Genomic DNA, 17,105 nt, shown 5'->3' with positions numbered 1-17,105 from the left:
AGAAGCGCGTTTTTCTTCGACTCTTTTTGTCGCATGTTATACGTAAAAATTGCGGCAAGGTTAGGGGTATAATGGCTTGCCCGGAAACCGGATTTACGTTAAGCTTTTTCAGGTCTTATATACAATGGGGGATTGTGCAAGTGTACGTGGTAGGTACGGCAGGACATGTAGATCACGGAAAAAGCACTCTGGTTAAAGCTCTGACAGGCATTGACCCGGACAGGCTGGAAGAGGAAAAACGCCGTGAAATGACCATAGATTTGGGCTTTGCTTGGCTCAAGCTACCAAGCGGCAATGAAATTAGCATCGTGGATGTGCCTGGTCACGAACGCTTTATCAAGAACATGCTGGCGGGAGTGGGCGGTTTTGATGCAGCGCTTTTAGTGATTGCGGCTGACGAAGGCATTATGCCCCAGACCGAAGAACACCTCGCTATTCTCAACTTGTTACAAATCGAGCGCGGTCTGGTAGCCTTGACCAAGTGCGATATGGTGGCTGCGGAATGGCTTGAACTGGTGACGGACGAGGTGAAAGCGAAACTTGCCGGGGGTGTGTTGGCAAACGCTCCTATTGTACCTGTATCGGCGCGTACAGGGCAGGGTCTTAAAGAACTGGTGGTGAAACTGGAAGAAATTCTACAAAATACCACCTTTCGCCCTGATATAGGCAAGCCTCGCCTTCCCATTGACCGGGTTTTCAGCGTGACAGGCTTCGGGACGGTAGTTACCGGTACATTGGTGGACGGCAGCTTAAGAGTGGGTCAGGAAATTGAAATTATGCCGGGAAATCTGAAAAGTCGGGTACGCGGTTTGCAGATGCACAAAACCAAAGCCGAAATTGTTGCTCCCGGTAATCGGGTAGCGGTGAACCTGACCGGACTTGAAGTGACTGACCTACGGCGTGGCATGGTATTGACCGTTCCGGCATGGTTGCATGCCACCGACTTGGTGGATGTGCGCTTGCACTTGCTACCTGATTCGCCCGTAGAAATTACTCAGAACAGCCGCTTTGATTTTTTCAGCGGCGCGGCGGAAGCGCTTGCCGGAGTCACCATTCTTGATAAAGAAAAAATCTTGCCGGGTGATGAGGGCTTGCTACAATTGCGTTTGAGCGAGCCATTGGCGCTGGCAAAAAATGATCGTTTTATCCTGCGCCTTCCCTCTCCCAGCCAAACGGTTGGCGGTGGCATCGTAATTGACCCGCAACCACGCCGTCACAAGCGTTTTCAGGTACAAGTAATCCAGACTTTGCAAACGCTGGAGAAAGGCACACCCGCCGAAATGCTATTGCAAACTTTGAATAGCGATTCTGGCTTGCCACGCGACCTTAAAGCCTTGTCAGAAGCTACCAAATTACCGAGTCCAGTTCTTCAAGAGGCATTAACGCAACTGTTGGCGCAAAATAGCGTACTGTTGTTAGGCGATACTAACGCGCCTTTTTATACAGGGCTTGCTGCATGGCAAAAAATTGCCGATAAAAGCGTAGTGTTGCTGCGCCAATTCCACGCCCAGTTTCCGCTAAAGCGTGGTATGGGACGCGAAGAATTGAAAAGCAAACTGGCAATCGGCAGCCCCAAAATCTTTAACCTGTTGCTGTCGCGATTAATTTCAGAGAAGTTATTAATGGAGAGTGAGGGTAAAGGTGGCGGAGGAGTGGCTTTGAGCTTGTCGGGATTTGTGGTTCAATTCAACCCGGCGCAGCAAAAGCAAGTAGATACTTTGCTGTCAGCGTTCCGGCAAAATCCCTATTCGCCGCCTAGCATTTCTGAACTCGGCGCTGACTTGAATATTGTTGCTGCGTTGGTTGATAACGGGCGAATCAAAAAGGTTTCGGACACATTATATTTTACCAGCGAAGCTTATGAGACTATGGTTTCGCTTATTTTGAAGCGGTTGGACGAGCAGGGTAAAATTACACTGGCGGAGGGGCGCGATATGTTCGGAAACAGTCGCAAATATGTACAAAGCTTGCTAGAGCATTTGGACGAAATTAAACTAACCCAGCGTGTGGGGGATGAGCGAGTACGTAGAAAATGATAGTATTTGTGGATGGCTACAACCTGATGAAAACCGACCCTGAACTGGCGTTATATCAGAAAGCGGGGCTGGAATTTGCTCGTGAAGCGGTGATAAAACGGGTGAATAGCGCTGCCGGACTCAAAAAAGCCGTCAGCATCACGATTGTATTTGATGGACATCACGAGGGAAAAGAGCGCGAAACGGTAGAGCGAAAAGGGCGCATCACCGTTATCTACAGCAAATTGGGCGAGTCGGCGGACGATGTAATCAAACGTATGGTATCTGCTCACCCGCAAGCCAATCAGGTGAGGGTCATTACCCGCGATAACGATTTGCGTATGACCGTTGGATTGAGCGGCGCAAACCCCGGCATGATAAAACGCCACCCTGCTTCCCCCACGAAAAAAGATGACGATAGCGAAGATTCAGGCTGGAACAATTCTACCCGCAAGAAAGGACAATCCAGACGCGCCTCCCGCAAAAAGCGCGGTCCCGGCAACGACCTTTATTGGTAACGGCTGTCAAAATTGCGTTGACATGGTCATGCTATCGTGCTAATATAAATTTCAGTTTTGAGATAGACCACTGTATTAACTCTCAGTTTTATGTCTGGTATTGCGGAAGGAAACAGAAAATTGCAAGGTCTTAACTTTCAACGGCAGTTTCGCACCAGCAGCAGCGAGGGTTTCCTCATTCTCGAAAATAGCCAGCGCATCGGTCGGGTAGATTTGCATTACGCCAGCGAAAGCGTGTACGCTACAGTAGTGCTGGAAGTGCAATTGCCTGAAAACGAAGTAGCCCACATAATTGAGGAAATTGACGAACATTTGGTGGTTACTGCTACCGTCAAACGAGATGACCTAAACGTATGGGTTTACCAAGGTCAAGAGGTTGGCTTTTTCAACGATGAATTTCTCGAAGAGGAATTCGATGCAGAAAATACCGAAGACTCACTTCTCGATTACGAAGAAGAAGAGGTCTAATTAGTCTTCAAGAAAAAGCCTGAAAACCTGAGACTATTTATCACAGGTTTTACCGACGCACAGTTGATTCTCGGAGTAAGCTATACTCTGTGAATACAACTGTACGACGCTATCTTTATGTTTGCGGATAATTTAGTTCACTCCACTTGCAATTTTTCCACATAAGCATTATAATACCGCCTGAGACACGCCTACCCGAAATTTATTCAATCGCATCTGCAAGCCTTATATTAAGACTTGGAAAGAGTTGCGAGAGAAATCCTCTCGGCAAAGGTCGGTCTAACTCTCTTTTCTAAGGAAGGCATATGGAAGAAAACGTCGAAAGAAACAAAATTGAAGGTAGCGAGGTAGGAGGTGAGGCTGTCGAACAGCACGGTATGACTATTGTGGCAGAACAGAATCCTGAAAACCTCGAAACAGAAGCGGTAGCCGAGTATGCCAATGGCAACGGCACCATTCAAGAAGTAGCTGAAGAACTTGAAGTTGCTACCGAGTCAACTAACGCATCTGAGGATGCTGAAAGTGAAGAACTTGAAGCTGCTACTCCGGTAGAAAACCTTACTCCCCTCTCGTTGATGGAACAACTTTTAAGCGAGCCGGGCAGCGCCCTCAAAGCCTTGCACTACGGTGAGGTCATCGAAGGTATCGTCATGCATCGTGACCGTGACGAGATACTGGTTGATATAGGCGCAAAGAGCGAAGGCATCGTACCAAACAAAGAACTGCAAACTCTTACTCAGCAGGAATTGATCGAAATAAAGGTTGGAGATCAAATTCTGGTTTTCGTGGTACAGGCTGAAAATCAGGAAGGGCATGCCGTTCTTTCCATTGATAAAGCCAAGATGGAGAAAAGCTGGCGAAAACTCCAGAAGCAGTTCGAGGGTGGGGAAATTATTGAAGCAGAAGTCACCGGTTATAACAAAGGTGGTTTGCTGGTCAACCTCGAAGGAGTGCGCGGTTTCGTACCTGCCTCTCAAGTATCCGGCTTGGCTACCACCAATGAAGCTGCCAAACAGAGCGAAATGACCCGGTTGGTCAACTCTCATCTACCTCTCAAGATTATCGAAATTAATCGGCACCGCAACCGCTTGATTTTGAGTGAGCGTCTTGCTGCTCAAGAACAGCGCGATGCCCAAAAAGATCGCTTGATGCAGGAACTTGAACCCGGTCAGGTACGCGAAGGTATGGTTACTAGCATCTGTGACTTTGGTGCCTTTGTGGACATCGGCGGCGCAGACGGTCTGGTTCACTTGAGCGAACTTAGCTGGAGCAGAATCAATCACCCCAGCGAAATTCTCAAAGTCAACGATAAGGTTAGAGTGTTCGTACTGAGCGTTGACGAAGCCGACAAGAAAGTCGCGCTTTCGATTAAACGTACCCAAGCTGAGCCATGGTCTACCGTGATGGAGAATTACCAGCCCGGACAATTGGTTAAAGGCGTGATTACCCAGTTAGCCAACTTTGGAGCCTTTGCCCGAATTGCCGATGGTATCGAAGGTTTGATACACGTTAGCGAACTGGCGGAAGGTCGGGTTCAGCACCCACGCAGCGTAGTAAAGGAAGGCGACGAAGTAGAGTTGCGGATTATCCGCATTGACCCGCAGCGCAAGCGCATGGGTCTTAGCCTCAAACGCGCCGCGCCCGATTACGCCGGTAGCCTCATTGATGACGAAGACGAGGGCAGCCACCCCCGCAAATCTCACTCTTCGGAAGATGAGGAAGCTGAGCCAACAGAGGAATAATTTCTCGGCGTTTACCTAACAATCGGAAAAGAGAAAAAAACAAGGTGAGCTATGCATAATTTGTATGGCTCACCTTGTTTGTAGTACAAGGTACAAATTTGCGTGCTGATTCGGGTTAAAATCAACCTGTAAGCGTCCGGCGAAAAATTCGTTTGCTTATTTTAGATATACACTCCTGTCCTGTTAAAATTATAATATGTCCAGCAAATACCCCAGCTTTAATGAACATGCTGTATTAAGTAGAAGCCTACCGTTTTAACCACTGCTACATCGGACATATTATTGAAAGAACGCGCTGATGAAAAAGCCGGATAAGTTTTGTTCAAGCTTGGCGTTGCTTTGATAGGTGCTTGAACTGGTAAAATGCACCACCATTTGATAATATTAACTTCTTGTGTTGGCGATAGAACTCTTGTAGGTTATGGTTTATCGCCTCAGAAAGCGAAGGAACAGGTTATGGATTTCGGCAATAAAGTCAATCCTAATACTCCCGAAAAAGCCCAAGATGACACAGCTATGCTCTCAAAATCTACCGCGCGTGGTACGATGTACTCTGCCGGAATTAGCCTAGTTGAGCGGGCGCATGCGGGGGAACTCGACCCTCTGGTAGGGCGTGATGAGGAAATAGCGCGTATTTTCCGACTTTTATTGCGGCGACAGGATCCGCATGTATTATTGGTCGGAGAAAGCGGCTCAGGCAAAACTGCTCTGGTAAACGGCGTGGCGTTGCGCCTTGCCGAAGAGCCACCGCATGGTTTTGAAGGAGTAGATATAATACAAGTAAATCACTTTTTCTTAGCGCAATCGCTGCCGGGAATGCGCTGGAAACAGGATATCGGCAACGGAAAAATAATCTTGTATGTACCGGATGGTCTGCTAAACTTCAGCCTTTTTGCCGCACTGTATGACTTGGTAAATCGGCATGGCGTAAGAATTATTTCTGCTACAACCCCCTCCGGAATGTACAATATCAAAGAGCAAGACCCCGGACTGTTGCGTCGCTTCCAAGCTATAGCGGTCAAAGCCCCGGATGAAGTTGAAACCATGCAGATTTTGCGCTCCTCCCACAAGTTATATGAACAACACCATAAGGTATTTATAGACGATGCTGCGCTGGAAATGGCTTTGCTGCTTTCTGAGAAATATATTAGCGACCGCGTACAGCCGGGTGCAGCAATGGATTTGTTAGATGAAGCTTGTGCGATGGTTGCGCTTAGGCGTGAACCAATCCTAAAGAAAAACGGAAAAGAAGATGTGTTAAAAGAAATCCGCGAGAGTCCGGTAACTGCCTATGAGGTGCTGGAAATAGTAGCAGGCATAACCGGTAAAACTCCCGAAGAATTAGATAAAGAACTGGACGAATCTGATTAAATCTAAATGAGGTAAAAATTGGGTCGATTCATACACTATACTAACGCAAAAGATACTACCCTTATTTGGCAAGTATGGTAAAATAGCCTTACTGCGGGGATTATACTTAACATGATAGTCCCCGTTATGTATATAATACTTAAAAAAATCTTTTATAAAAAACCATACTACTTATTAAGCCCCTATAAATAGACCCAATTACACCAGAATTGTAGATTTATTAGTAATAAAACTGAGATGGCATGGGGCAGCAAGGTCGTTTCTCTACTAATAAAGTCACACGATTATAGAGAGTTGCGGCAAAACTCAGTTTAGTTTAGTGGGAGAAACCATAATGTCTGACAGGTTTGAAAAATTCACTGAACGCGCACGCAAGGTTTTGACGCTGGCACAGGAAGAAGCGCAGCGTTTTAACCATAATTATATAGGTACTGAGCATTTACTTCTCGGTTTGGTGCGTGAAGGTGATGGTGTTGCTGCCCGCGTTCTCAACAACTTGGGTGTAGAACTCCATAAAGTACGCAGTGCCGTTGAATTCATTATAGGGCGTGGTGATCGCGCTCCTCAAGGTGAAATCGGCTTGACTCCTCGTGCCAAAAAGGTGATTGAACTGGCTGTAGATGAAGCCCGCCGCCTCAACCACCACTATATCGGCACCGAACACCTGTTGCTTGGGCTGGTACGTGAAGGAGAAGGCATTGCTGCTGGTGTGCTGGAAAGCTTGGGCGTAAGCCTTGAGAAAGTGCGTCAGCAGGTTATTCAGGTGCTAAACCAAAGCACCTATAGCAACCAATCGGCTAAACAGACTAGCTCGACCCCTTTCGTTGATGCAATGGGAGTTGACCTGACAGAGCAAGCTCGCCAAGATAAACTTGACCCTGTTATCGGGCGCAAAAAAGAAATTGAGCGTGTAGTCCAGATTTTAAGCCGTCGCACCAAGAACAATCCCGCTTTAATTGGCGAACCCGGCGTTGGTAAAACTGCTATCGTTGAAGGTCTTGCCCAGCGTATTATCAGCGGTGATGTTCCTGAAAATTTGCTCAACAAGCGCTTGCTGGCGCTTGACATCGGCGCCTTGGTAGCCGGTACTAAGTATCGCGGCGAGTTCGAAGAACGCCTTAAAAAGGTAGTAGCTGAGGTGAAAAATACAGGCGCTATCCTCTTCATTGACGAGTTGCACACTCTGGTAGGTGCAGGCGCAGCCGAGGGCGCTGTGGATGCCGCTAACATCCTCAAGCCGGCTCTTAGCCGTGGCGAATTGCAAACTATCGGCGCAACCACCCTTGATGAGTATCGCAAGTATATTGAGCGCGATGCTGCTCTCGAACGCCGCTTCCAACCAGTTCAGGTGGAAGAGCCTTCGGTGGAGGAAACCGTCCTCATTCTGCAAGGTATCAAGTCCAAGTACGAAGAGCATCACCACTTGACAATTACCGATAACGCCATTAAGGCGGCGGCGGAATTGGCAGCGCGTTATATTACCGACCGCTATTTGCCTGACAAAGCGATTGACCTGATTGATGAAGCTTCCAGCCGCGTGCGTATGCACCGTAGCAGTAGCCCGCCCACTCTAAAAGAGGCGTTGCGTGGTCTTGACAGTATCCGCAAGGAAAAAGACGCTGCCATAGCGGCTCAGCAGTTTGAGCTTGCTGCCGACTTGCGGGATCGTGAAGACCGTCTGCGCGAACGCATCACCGAGATGGAAAACAAGTGGGAGAATGCTCAGGAAAACGAGCGCCCTTACGTAACCGAAGAGGATATTGCCGAAATCGTTTCGATGCAAACCGGTATCCCCTTGATGCGTATTGCGGGTGAGGAAAGCGAACGCTTACTCCATATGGCGGAAGAACTTCACAAGCGCCTAATCGGTCAGGAAGAGGCAATACAGCGCGTCAGCAAAGCCGTACAGCGCAGTCGCGCCGGGGTGAAAGACCCGAAACGCCCGATTGGTTCGTTTATGTTCCTCGGCCCTACCGGTGTTGGTAAAACCGAACTGGCGAAAGCTTTAGCCGAATTTATGTTTGGCGATGAGAAAGCGCTCATCAAAATTGATATGAGCGAATTCATGGAGCGTCACAACGTCAGTCGCCTAGTTGGAGCGCCTCCCGGCTATATTGGCTATGAAGAAGGCGGACAGCTAACCGAAGCGGTTCGGCGTAAAAGCTATTCCGTGATTCTGCTAGATGAAATTGAAAAGGCGCACCCTGAAGCCTTCAATATGCTGCTTCAGATTTTGGATGACGGCTATCTGTCCGATGCGAAGGGTCGCCGGGTTGATTTCCGTAACACCATTATCATTATGACCTCCAACGTGGGCGCGGAGTTCATTAATCGCAGCATGGTTACGCTCGGCTTCCGGCAAAAAGGCGACGCGGATAAAACCGCCAAAACTGATTACGATGAGATGAAATCTAAGGTTATGGAAGAACTCAAGCGAATGTTCCGCCCTGAGTTCCTGAACCGCGTAGATGACATCATCGTATTCCACGCGCTGCGCCAACCGGAAATTCGCCAGATTGTGAATCTGTTACTCAAGCGGGTACAAAACCAACTTGTTGAGCAGCAAATTACGCTGGAAATAACCGAAGCAGCGATGGACTGGATTGCTGAGAAGGGTTACGATAAAACCTATGGCGCTCGTCCGCTTCGCCGTGTTATCCAAAACGAGATTGAGGATAAACTGGCAGAGGGTTTGCTCTCCGGCAGTGTTCTGCCCAACCACAGGGTACTCGTTGAAACTAAAGATGCCGAATTGGCTATTACTAGCGTGCCACTGACCGCTGCTGTGCCTGTACTACCTGATGGTAAACCGTTAGTGGTAGATGCCGAAATAGTGGTTGAGGAAACCAAAGAGAGCTAGAAAAAACTCGCTCTTGCCCCTTCCGCTCAAGGAGGGGGCTTTTTTTTGTTTAGTTTATTGAGAAACTATATCTATGACCGACCGAACCATCCGCTTTTTTTCTTCATGTCGCCACTATCTTTAGGGGGTGGAACCGGCAGGGGATTATGAGAGTCGAATATTGGCAGCATCGTGCGAGGCAAGTTGTTTATCTGGCGATAACGGATACACACGTCCTGCACGCTCATACGGTCAAGGGGGGCTTTGGAGAGCAATCGAATCATCATAGTGTGGATTTCAGGTCCATGCGGCACTAGCGGACCCAGTGATGGTGGATTCTGGTAACTGTGCGCCAATATCAATTGCTCGTAAGTGCCGGTGAAGGGATAACGTCCGCTCAGGATAAAGTAGAGAATCACTCCAAAATCGTACACATCATTGGATTTGGCGGGTGGTTCACCCCTGAACCTTTCCGGCGCGATAAATTCAGGAATACCAGCCGGTACTTTCCAGCCAATCATTTGCTCCTGCTCTTTTTGGGTAAAAGGCGTAAGCAACTGCACCAGTCCGAAATCTGCAACCTCGATGCTGGCAGCGCCACTTCTTTCACGCATGGTAATATTCCACAGGTTTAGGTTGCCATGTAGGATATTCTGGCGGTTGGCATATTCCAGTGCGGCGGCAATTTGCTCAATTAAAACTGCTATTAGTTCGGGCGAAAGTTGGGAGCGCACTCTCTGAACATAGGTGTAAAGAGTTTCAGTTCCGGGCGGTTCATTTACGAGATAATGAAGGGTTGTGCCGCTTTGTACATCTCGGCTAACGCCCTGTGCCAGTATTCGGTTTATATAAATCTGATCCCAACTTGCCAATTTGGGGGCAATTTCTGCGAACCTTTCCGCAAATCCCGGTAACATACAGAGCCTTTGATCCAGTATGCGAATTGCTACCGCTTTGGTTTCCTTGCTCCAGCGCGTATCTCGCCCCATATAAACCAGACCAAACTGGTCTCGCCCCAACTCTTGTTCTATTAAAAAATGTTCTCCAATTAGCGTATTAATCACTTCTTCAACCCAATGTATTATTAAAATTTTTGCTATGTCTAATTAAGATTATAGCAAACAGCTTGAAAATAACAACCAGAATACGCCACGTATGCTAACATACAATGGTTGTATAGTTTCTCATTCAGGAGATTGGTTATGAATAATGATAATAATTTCGAAAATATAAATACAAACGAACCCTTGCCCTTGAGCGTTTTGCCCGGTATCCGCCAGAACGTTGCTGCCATGCTCGAACAAAAAGCGGGAATACTTGGCGCGACTGAATTGTTTGAAGCGTTACAGGAGGGGCGTTTGGAAATGTTGCCCGACCTCGACCTGCACGAATTAAAACAGAATTTGGAACGTTGGCAAGCAACCAAGAGTATGTCGCTAGGTTCTGCGTTGGCACGTGCAAGAGAATTTGCCGAAAAAATAAGTGCGCTTGATTCCAACATTGTGCGTATTGAAGTTACCGGAGCCTTGCGCCGTGCCGAAGAACTGGTGGAACAGGTTAGCTTGATTGCGGTAAGCAACGATACCTACGATACCCTTGAAGCTTTCCTGAAATTGCCTGAAATTGTCGAGGTGCGAAAGCGCCGGGATTACAAAGCTGATGTAACTTTGCAAAACGGTCTTAGACTAGAGTTTATAACTTGCTTCCCTGAGCAATTCGCTACAGCATGGGTGCTTACTACCGGCACAAATGAACACCGCGCCCAGTTGCGTAATTTTGCTTACAAATACGGCTACGAACTCAGTCTGGGCGGTTTTCTGAAACGGGATGACGTTTGGCCAGCCAAAGATGAGGCTGAGGTTTTTCGCTATCTGGGCTTGCCCTACATCCCGTCCGAATTGTGTAACGGCAACGGCGAAATAGAAGCTATCCAGAAGGGTGAAATGTCGCTTGATTTGGTAACGCTCGCGGAAATCAAGGGCGATTTACATGCTCACTCAAATTGGGGTAACGGTAGCGCCTCTATCGAGGAAATATCGCGTGCTGCGGCAAAAAGGAGCTATCGCTACCTGTTACTGGCAGACCACGCCGGGCAAAGTACGAATCTTGATAAGTTGCTCCAACAACGCGCCGCGATTTTCAGGGTAAACGATGTATTGGCGCAAGAGGGCTATAACTTTAGCTTGCTATGGGGCGCGGAAGTGGAAATTTTGCCCAATGGTACACTTTCGCTGCCGGACGAGATACTTTCGCAACTGGAAATTGTGATTGCGGCTATACATTCCGGCTTACACCAAGAACGCAAGCAAATTACCGAACGCTTAATCAAAGCCATGCAAAATCCACATGTAGATATAGTGGCGCACCCCACCGGACGAATTTTGAACTTGCGTGAACCCGCTGACCTTTTCATGCTGAAAATCTTTGTGGCAGCGCGTGAGACAGGTACTGTCCTTGAAATTAATGGCAATCCTGATCGCCTTGACCTGAAATCGGAGCATATCCGGCAAGCGTTGGAAGAAAAGGCTAAATTGGTGATTTCAAGCGGGGCGCATTCACCTCAAGCATTGGCGCACCTTGAATACGGGGTTTTGACGGCACGAAGGGGCGCGGCGCGTGCCTCTGATATACTCAATACGCTGGAACTGAATAAACTCAAAGCAGCGTTAAAATAAAAAAACAAGGGGCTTAAGCCGCCCCTTGCCTGAAACGGATGTTTTGTTTAGGATGGGTACTAGGCGTTACCACCCATGCCCATTTTGGATTTGAGGGCTTTCAAATCATCGTCCATGTCATCGGTGGCATCAAGCTGCGCGAACTGGTCTTCTAGCGTGCTACTGCCCTTGTTGAGTTCGGCTTCGGCAGAGGAGCGGGCTTCCATCTCGCGAATGCGGCGATCCATGCGTCCAATTTCGCTGCTGTGATCCAAACCGCTCATCGCTGACATTTGCTTGTTGATTTGTTGCTGCGCCTGAGCAGTGCGATAGCGTGCCAACATCACATCGCGGTTTCGCACCGAATCTTCATATTTACGAATAAGCGCATCGAGTTGGGTTCGCAACTGCTGGCTCATCTGGTGCTGGGTATCAAATTGCTGCTTGTAAGTAGTAGCGATTCCTTCAAGGTCTTTTTTGCGACGCAATGCTTCACGCGCAAGGTCATCCCGACCTGCTTTAACCGCTTTTTCCGCCCGATCCGACCATTCTTGCGACTGGCGCAAATTACTGTTCATTTCGGCTTCGGTCTGTTTTTCCTGCGCTATAACTCCAGCAACCTGCCCCTTTGCTTCCTCAATTGCGCTCGACATGTCCCGGATGATTTGGTCGAGCATCTTTTCCGGGTTTTCGGCTTTATCAAGCGCCGAATTGATGTTCGAACGGAGAATAGTAGAAATTCGGTCGAGAATGCCCATTTCAGCCTCCTCTAAAAGCTTTTAGATTATTATTAATTATTACTACGGGAATAGCTGTATGGACGTGCCGGGTACGTCCTTATGCCTTCCGTTTGTTTTTCCAGTTTAACGCACGTGCTTTCATATTTTAGCAAATTTGGAAAGCCATTGCTATAGATAATAATTCCAAACATTGGGGAATTTTCCCGCTCATCTCAGCTATATACGCTGGTTTGGGCATCAGGTTTCATAGAAACTTGAAGATGTTTTTCAAGTTGAGCTTGCGCTGCTGCTACTACCTGTTCCACTTTGATTTCACTCAGGCAGGGGCGAGGGGCGCATCCGGTGCGGCTTCCCAGTTCCATGCCCCGATACAGACAAGGGCGGCAAGGTAGCTCAAGCTCTGCTCTCACAATGATAGACCCGCTGCGCCTTGCTTTTGTTTCGCTTTCCAGTTCATGCCCCTGTGTGCCGTATGGTTGCCACGCTTGCGGATTGGTTGGTCCGAATATCCCAACTAGCGGTGCGCCTACGGTTGCCGCTAAGTGCATCAGTCCAGCATCATTGCCGATAAAAAGGTCGCACATGCCGAGGAAGGCGGTAACTTCACGTACCCCTGTTTTACCCGCCAGATTTACGGCGTTATCTGAAAAGCGCATTTGCTTTATTACTTGTTCGCAAAGTTCATGTTCTTCCAAACCGCCCACTAGAGCAATTTTAGTGCCAAACCGCTCTACCAGCGCATCTGCCACCCCCGCAAATCCAGACGGTTGCCAACGTCTTGCCAGACTGTAGCCACCGCTGCCAGGGTGAATTGCCACTAGTAGGGTTTGCTCTTGACTTATAATTGAGTCGCGCAGTTCGGAAGCTATCCGGTAATGCTTCTCATTCAAGGGGATTTCCGGGCGTGTATTATCGCTTTTAGCTCCCAGCATGCTAACCACTTCCAGCCAGTACGCTCGTTCAGTAGCAGCATCGAAGCCCCTATCAGCAATTTTCAGGTTTAAAAACCAACCTCGCCCGTTATCTAGCCCAACCCGGCGCATTGCAAGGGTGGAAAGCAGCAACGCGGCGTATTTTAGCACGCCAAAGCGCAAGGTGAGATGGTGGAACAGGATAACCGTATCGTAACGCGCCAGAGTCAGGCTCAGCAAAAAGCGAAAAGCTACCCACAGGTTATTGGGTTTTAAGGCTTGGCGCGGTTCGTCAAAGAGGTATTTGTTAAAATAGATTACCCGGTTGAGATAGGGCAAATCTTCCAACACCGCTCCGCCGTTGGTGGTCAACACTTCGATGGTGGCATCGGGGTAAGCCTCGCGTAGAGCGCGGAGGGCAGGGGTAATTGCCAACGTATCCCCCAAATCCGCCAGCTTTATCGCCAGAATTTTTTTAATAGGTTTGCTTTTGCTCAAACTGCCTAATCCTGCAATAGCTTTTCAAAATAATTCCGGCTAACCCGGCAAGAGGCTTGTACCCGTTTGCGTTGTCGCAACGTGCGCGGCAATGCTTTGAGGGAGTGCCATTGCCCTTTCAGACGCGCTCGCTCGGTATCCAGCCTGATTAACCGGAGAGATTTTAGGGCGTAACCTAATTGCGCTTTAATTATACCGGGCAAGCATTTCTGCAAAACCCCGCCGGGCAAGTCCTTTACCGCCACCAATAGAAAATTACGCCCACACTGATAAGCGGCGCGTTTGCCGCCACCTGTCGCGCTCAATTGGTGATATACCAACGCATCGGGAACATACAGGCAGCGTTTGCCGCGCAGGTGCATGCGTAGGTTCAAATCAACATCTTCGAGATACATATACAGGCTTTCGTCCAGCACTTTGCCGTCCTCATTGTCGCGGCGCACCTCGTCCAGTGCCTCGCGTTTGTAGGCAGCCGCCGCGCCACATGGTCCGAAAATCTCTTCTGCTTTATCGAATTGTCCTTTGTCTTCCTCCCACACTCCCCGATTGCCGGGTACGCCGTTGCGCCGGTAAAAATCGCCTGCTGCATGGAAAACATTAGGGCGATCACGCAGCATTATCTTGCATGCCACTATGTCAATTTCAGGGCGTTGCTGCAAGGCGCAATCAATCGCTTCCAGCCAGCCGGGGGCGGCTTCCGCGTCGTTGTTGAAGAGTATCATAACATCACCCTTCGCCTTGTCGAAGCCACTGTTGCAAGCGGCAGTAAAGCCGCCGTTGCGCTCACGTTTTATCAGCCGCACCCATGAATAATTCTCGGTAAGATATTCTATCGAATTATCGTGGCTGGCATCATCCACTACAATCGTTTCAAGGGGCTGGCGCGTTTGTGCGGCGATGGAATCAAGACATGCTCCCAACAACTTTGCCCCATTGTAGTTAGGTATGATAATAGAATAAGTAAAGCTCACTTCAACTCCAGCGTGTATTCGGCGTATTCTCCGGCAATTTCAAAGCCCAGTTTGCGATAAGCCGCCAACGCCGCCGGATTGTCCGCTTTTACGTTCAGCCCAATGGTATCAACTGTTTTAAGCAACTCGCGGCATATATGAGAACATACCCCAAGGCTAAAGCCGCGCCCTCGATATTCCGGGTGGGTAGTTATATTGCCTATCGCCGCTACTTTATATTGTGGCGAATAGACATGCACTCCGCCTATACTTACCAACTTGTTATTATTCCAAATGCCATAGTAGAATCCGGTATCCAGCATGCGTGGGTCAAACCCATTCTGCGGGTAGCTTTCAATATAAAGTTGTTCAATTTCTTCCAGATTTTGCCAGCTTAACTTCACTAAGTGGGCTTTATCATATTTTCCCAAAAGTGCCTGATTCTGAAGCGACATTTTATAGTATGCCCCGTGATACTCAATCTGGTAATCCTCTTGTAACACTGTAACAACTTCGGGGCTGAGGTGAGAGTAAAAGCGAGAAGGCAAGCGTGGGCGCGTGGCTTCCAGCAATTCGCTCAGCTGCGCCACATTGCCGTTCGCCTGTCCGATTAACACCGGAAGGTCTGAGCCACAATATAGCAGCAAAACCTGCTGTAACTCCCCATCCTCCTTCAAACCGTACCACTCGGTATCTTCCCAGAAAAAATCATCAAGGTCGCCTAGTTCATAGACTCGCAAAGCTTGGTTTTTTCTCAGGAAGTGTTCGATTTCCTCTTTAGAATGTAAGTTTACCGTTCGCATACCACACTCGTTTCTGGCTACTATTTAGCTTGATTTAGTTAAGGATTGCTTCCCGGATATACTGCTCTAATGCTTCTTGCCAAGGGCGCATCTTTACACCAAGGCTGGCTGCGGCGAAGTTTTTAAGAGCACTGTTGTAAAGAGGTGGGGTAGGACGTTTGAAGTCCTTTAAGCTGGTAGGGGTAATCGGCACATTACGTCCGCTCAGGCGAAAAATTTCCTGTGCAAATTCGTAACGGCTGGCTACGCCTGTGTTGGTCAAATGGTAAATGCCATATGCTTCGGTTTCTGCCAAGTCCAAGAGGGCTTCTGCTAGGTCAGGCGCATAGGTAGGGTTACTTCGTTCATCTTCAACTACCGTTGCTGCCCCTCGCTCATCGGCGATTTGTAGCATGCGCTGTACAAAATTGACTTTTCCCGGCACAGGTTTTGAACCAAAAACCCAAGCGGTGCGTGCCACGTAAAATTTGTGAGCTATATTGCTGGTGTACCACTCTCCCGCTAATTTGCTACGTCCGTACACGCTGGTTGGGTTGGTGGCATCGTATTCGTAATACTCATAGGGATAGGGTTTTTCTCCGTCAAAGACGCAATTGGTGCTGACATATAGTAAGGTCGCGCCGCTTTTAGCGCAAGCCAAAGCGAGGTTTTGGGTGCCGAGCGCATTTACCCTGTAGGCGGTATCCGGGTCGCTTTCGCATTGGTCAACATAGGTATAGGCGGCAGGATGAATCACAAGGTCGGGCGAATGGTGCATAATGAAGTTCATAACGCCAGTGCGGTTAGTAATATCGCCGTGTTCCCTCGACATACCCCAAGCTTCCAAACCGCGTTCTTCTGCCGCTTTCAAGACCGCGCTACCCAACTGACCGTTTATACCCGTTACCACTACTCGCATACCGTTTCCTCCGCTGCCAGCACCCGGCGGGTACATTCCTCGCATTTCTGCCTACTTTTTCTGCCTTTTTTCTTGCTTGTTGGTTTAGCCGTTTCTAGGTCGTAGATGCGTGCCGAAAACAAGTTGAGAGCAGGTATTTTTGCGCCACATTCGGCGCATTTCTCCCATTCCAGTTCCTCTTCGATTACAAATTCGGAGAGGTCATTTGTTCCCCGATTTTGAATGGTAAGGTGAATCGCCTGAGTTGGGCAAGCCGCTTCGCATAAACCGCAATACACGCATTTACCTAGGTCAAACTTTCGCAAGTAGCCTTTGGTAGTTGGGCTGGTGGAAACGGCAGCAGCAGGGCAAACAAAAACGCATAAACCGCAACCAGTGCAGAGTCCCGGCTTAAAGTTCAAGCCGTTGCGCCCTTGTGCCGGGTAAATAATACCGCCTCGTTCGCTTGGTCCCAAGCCTTGTGATGGCAACATAACCAACGCTTGCGTAGTCTCATCACCTGTGCCGCTACCTGAGATGGCGGCATTCTTAGCTAGTTCTGGCAATTGCACCCGGTTTAAGCGTAAAAGGTTCTGCCGTACCAATCCGCCATGTGTGATATGCGTTATCAAATATGCCAGCCCGTAGAGCGCTGCCATCCCGCTTATAACCCACAGCGCAAGCGCCGGAAGCCCGTTTTGCAGAAAATCGAACATACC

General features: G+C 48.6%; 14 protein-coding genes. 7 read left to right on the top strand and 7 right to left on the bottom strand.

Features of this window, described 5'->3' with window-relative positions:
* Window positions 1–71: 71 nt before the first annotated feature.
* The 6 genes from selB (at window position 72) to WCK19_RS00875 (ending at window position 8,974) form a co-directional block, all read left to right on the top strand.
* A complete protein-coding gene (gene selB, locus WCK19_RS00900) occupies window positions 72–2,036 on the top strand; it encodes a selenocysteine-specific translation elongation factor (protein ID WP_342395459.1) in 1,965 nt (654 codons plus the stop codon).
* Window positions 2,033–2,533 (top strand): NYN domain-containing protein, encoded by a 501-nt coding sequence (locus WCK19_RS00895; RefSeq protein ID WP_342395458.1) that lies wholly within the window; start codon window positions 2,033–2,035, stop codon window positions 2,531–2,533. The genes selB and WCK19_RS00895 overlap by 4 nt, the downstream gene beginning before the upstream one ends.
* Window positions 2,534–2,653: 120 nt before the next feature.
* The gene (locus WCK19_RS00890; RefSeq protein ID WP_342395457.1) at window positions 2,654–3,001 is read left to right on the top strand and encodes a hypothetical protein; all 348 of its coding nucleotides are present in this window, start codon (window positions 2,654–2,656) and stop codon (window positions 2,999–3,001) included.
* Between the two features lie 305 nt (window positions 3,002–3,306).
* Entirely contained in the window at window positions 3,307–4,743 is a 1,437-nt protein-coding gene (rpsA, locus tag WCK19_RS00885) for a 30S ribosomal protein S1 (RefSeq protein WP_342395456.1), read from the top strand.
* A gap of 456 nt (window positions 4,744–5,199) precedes the next feature.
* Window positions 5,200–6,114: an AAA family ATPase gene (locus tag WCK19_RS00880; protein WP_342395455.1), complete on the top strand. Its 915-nt coding sequence runs from the start codon at window positions 5,200–5,202 to the stop codon at window positions 6,112–6,114.
* Window positions 6,115–6,448: 334 nt separating this feature from the next.
* Complete coding sequence (locus WCK19_RS00875) at window positions 6,449–8,974, top strand: ATP-dependent Clp protease ATP-binding subunit (protein WP_342395454.1); 2,526 nt, start codon at window positions 6,449–6,451, stop codon at window positions 8,972–8,974.
* 71 nt (window positions 8,975–9,045) lie between these two features.
* Here the strand turns inward: WCK19_RS00875 and WCK19_RS00870 are convergent, their stop codons facing one another.
* A complete protein-coding gene (locus WCK19_RS00870) occupies window positions 9,046–10,017 on the bottom strand; it encodes a protein kinase (RefSeq protein ID WP_342395453.1) in 972 nt (323 codons plus the stop codon).
* A 138-nt stretch (window positions 10,018–10,155) separates the two neighbouring features.
* Between WCK19_RS00870 and WCK19_RS00865 the strand changes: the two genes are divergently transcribed.
* A complete protein-coding gene (locus WCK19_RS00865) occupies window positions 10,156–11,628 on the top strand; it encodes a hypothetical protein (RefSeq protein ID WP_342395452.1) in 1,473 nt (490 codons plus the stop codon).
* Between the two features lie 59 nt (window positions 11,629–11,687).
* Here WCK19_RS00865 and WCK19_RS00860 read toward each other — a convergent pair whose 3' ends face one another.
* The 6 genes from WCK19_RS00860 to WCK19_RS00835 form a co-directional block, all read right to left on the bottom strand.
* Window positions 11,688–12,365, bottom strand: a complete 678-nt coding sequence (locus WCK19_RS00860) for a PspA/IM30 family protein (protein WP_342395451.1) — start codon at window positions 12,363–12,365, stop codon at window positions 11,688–11,690.
* A 194-nt stretch (window positions 12,366–12,559) separates the two neighbouring features.
* On the bottom strand, window positions 12,560–13,756 hold the full coding sequence (locus tag WCK19_RS00855) for a glycosyltransferase family 9 protein (protein WP_342395450.1): 1,197 nt from the start codon (window positions 13,754–13,756) through the stop codon (window positions 12,560–12,562).
* A 5-nt stretch (window positions 13,757–13,761) separates the two neighbouring features.
* On the bottom strand, window positions 13,762–14,727 hold the full coding sequence (locus tag WCK19_RS00850) for a glycosyltransferase family 2 protein (protein ID WP_342395449.1): 966 nt from the start codon (window positions 14,725–14,727) through the stop codon (window positions 13,762–13,764).
* A complete protein-coding gene (locus tag WCK19_RS00845; RefSeq protein WP_342395448.1) occupies window positions 14,724–15,509 on the bottom strand; it encodes a GNAT family N-acetyltransferase in 786 nt (261 codons plus the stop codon). The genes WCK19_RS00850 and WCK19_RS00845 overlap by 4 nt, the downstream gene beginning before the upstream one ends.
* Window positions 15,510–15,543: 34 nt before the next feature.
* Window positions 15,544–16,452 carry a dTDP-4-dehydrorhamnose reductase gene (rfbD, locus tag WCK19_RS00840; RefSeq protein ID WP_342395447.1) on the bottom strand — a complete coding sequence of 303 codons (909 nt, stop codon included), beginning with the start codon at window positions 16,450–16,452 and terminating at the stop codon, window positions 15,544–15,546.
* Window positions 16,398–17,102, bottom strand: a complete 705-nt coding sequence (locus WCK19_RS00835) for a 4Fe-4S binding protein (protein ID WP_342395446.1) — start codon at window positions 17,100–17,102, stop codon at window positions 16,398–16,400. The genes rfbD and WCK19_RS00835 overlap by 55 nt, the downstream gene beginning before the upstream one ends.
* Window positions 17,103–17,105 lie beyond the last annotated feature (3 nt).

The organism is Candidatus Chlorohelix sp., from assembly GCF_037138995.1.
Taxonomy (GTDB): Bacteria; Chloroflexota; Chloroflexia; order Chloroheliales; family Chloroheliaceae; genus Chlorohelix.
Note: the sequence above shows the minus strand (reverse complement) of the source record. Positions and strands in the feature narration are given on the sequence as shown.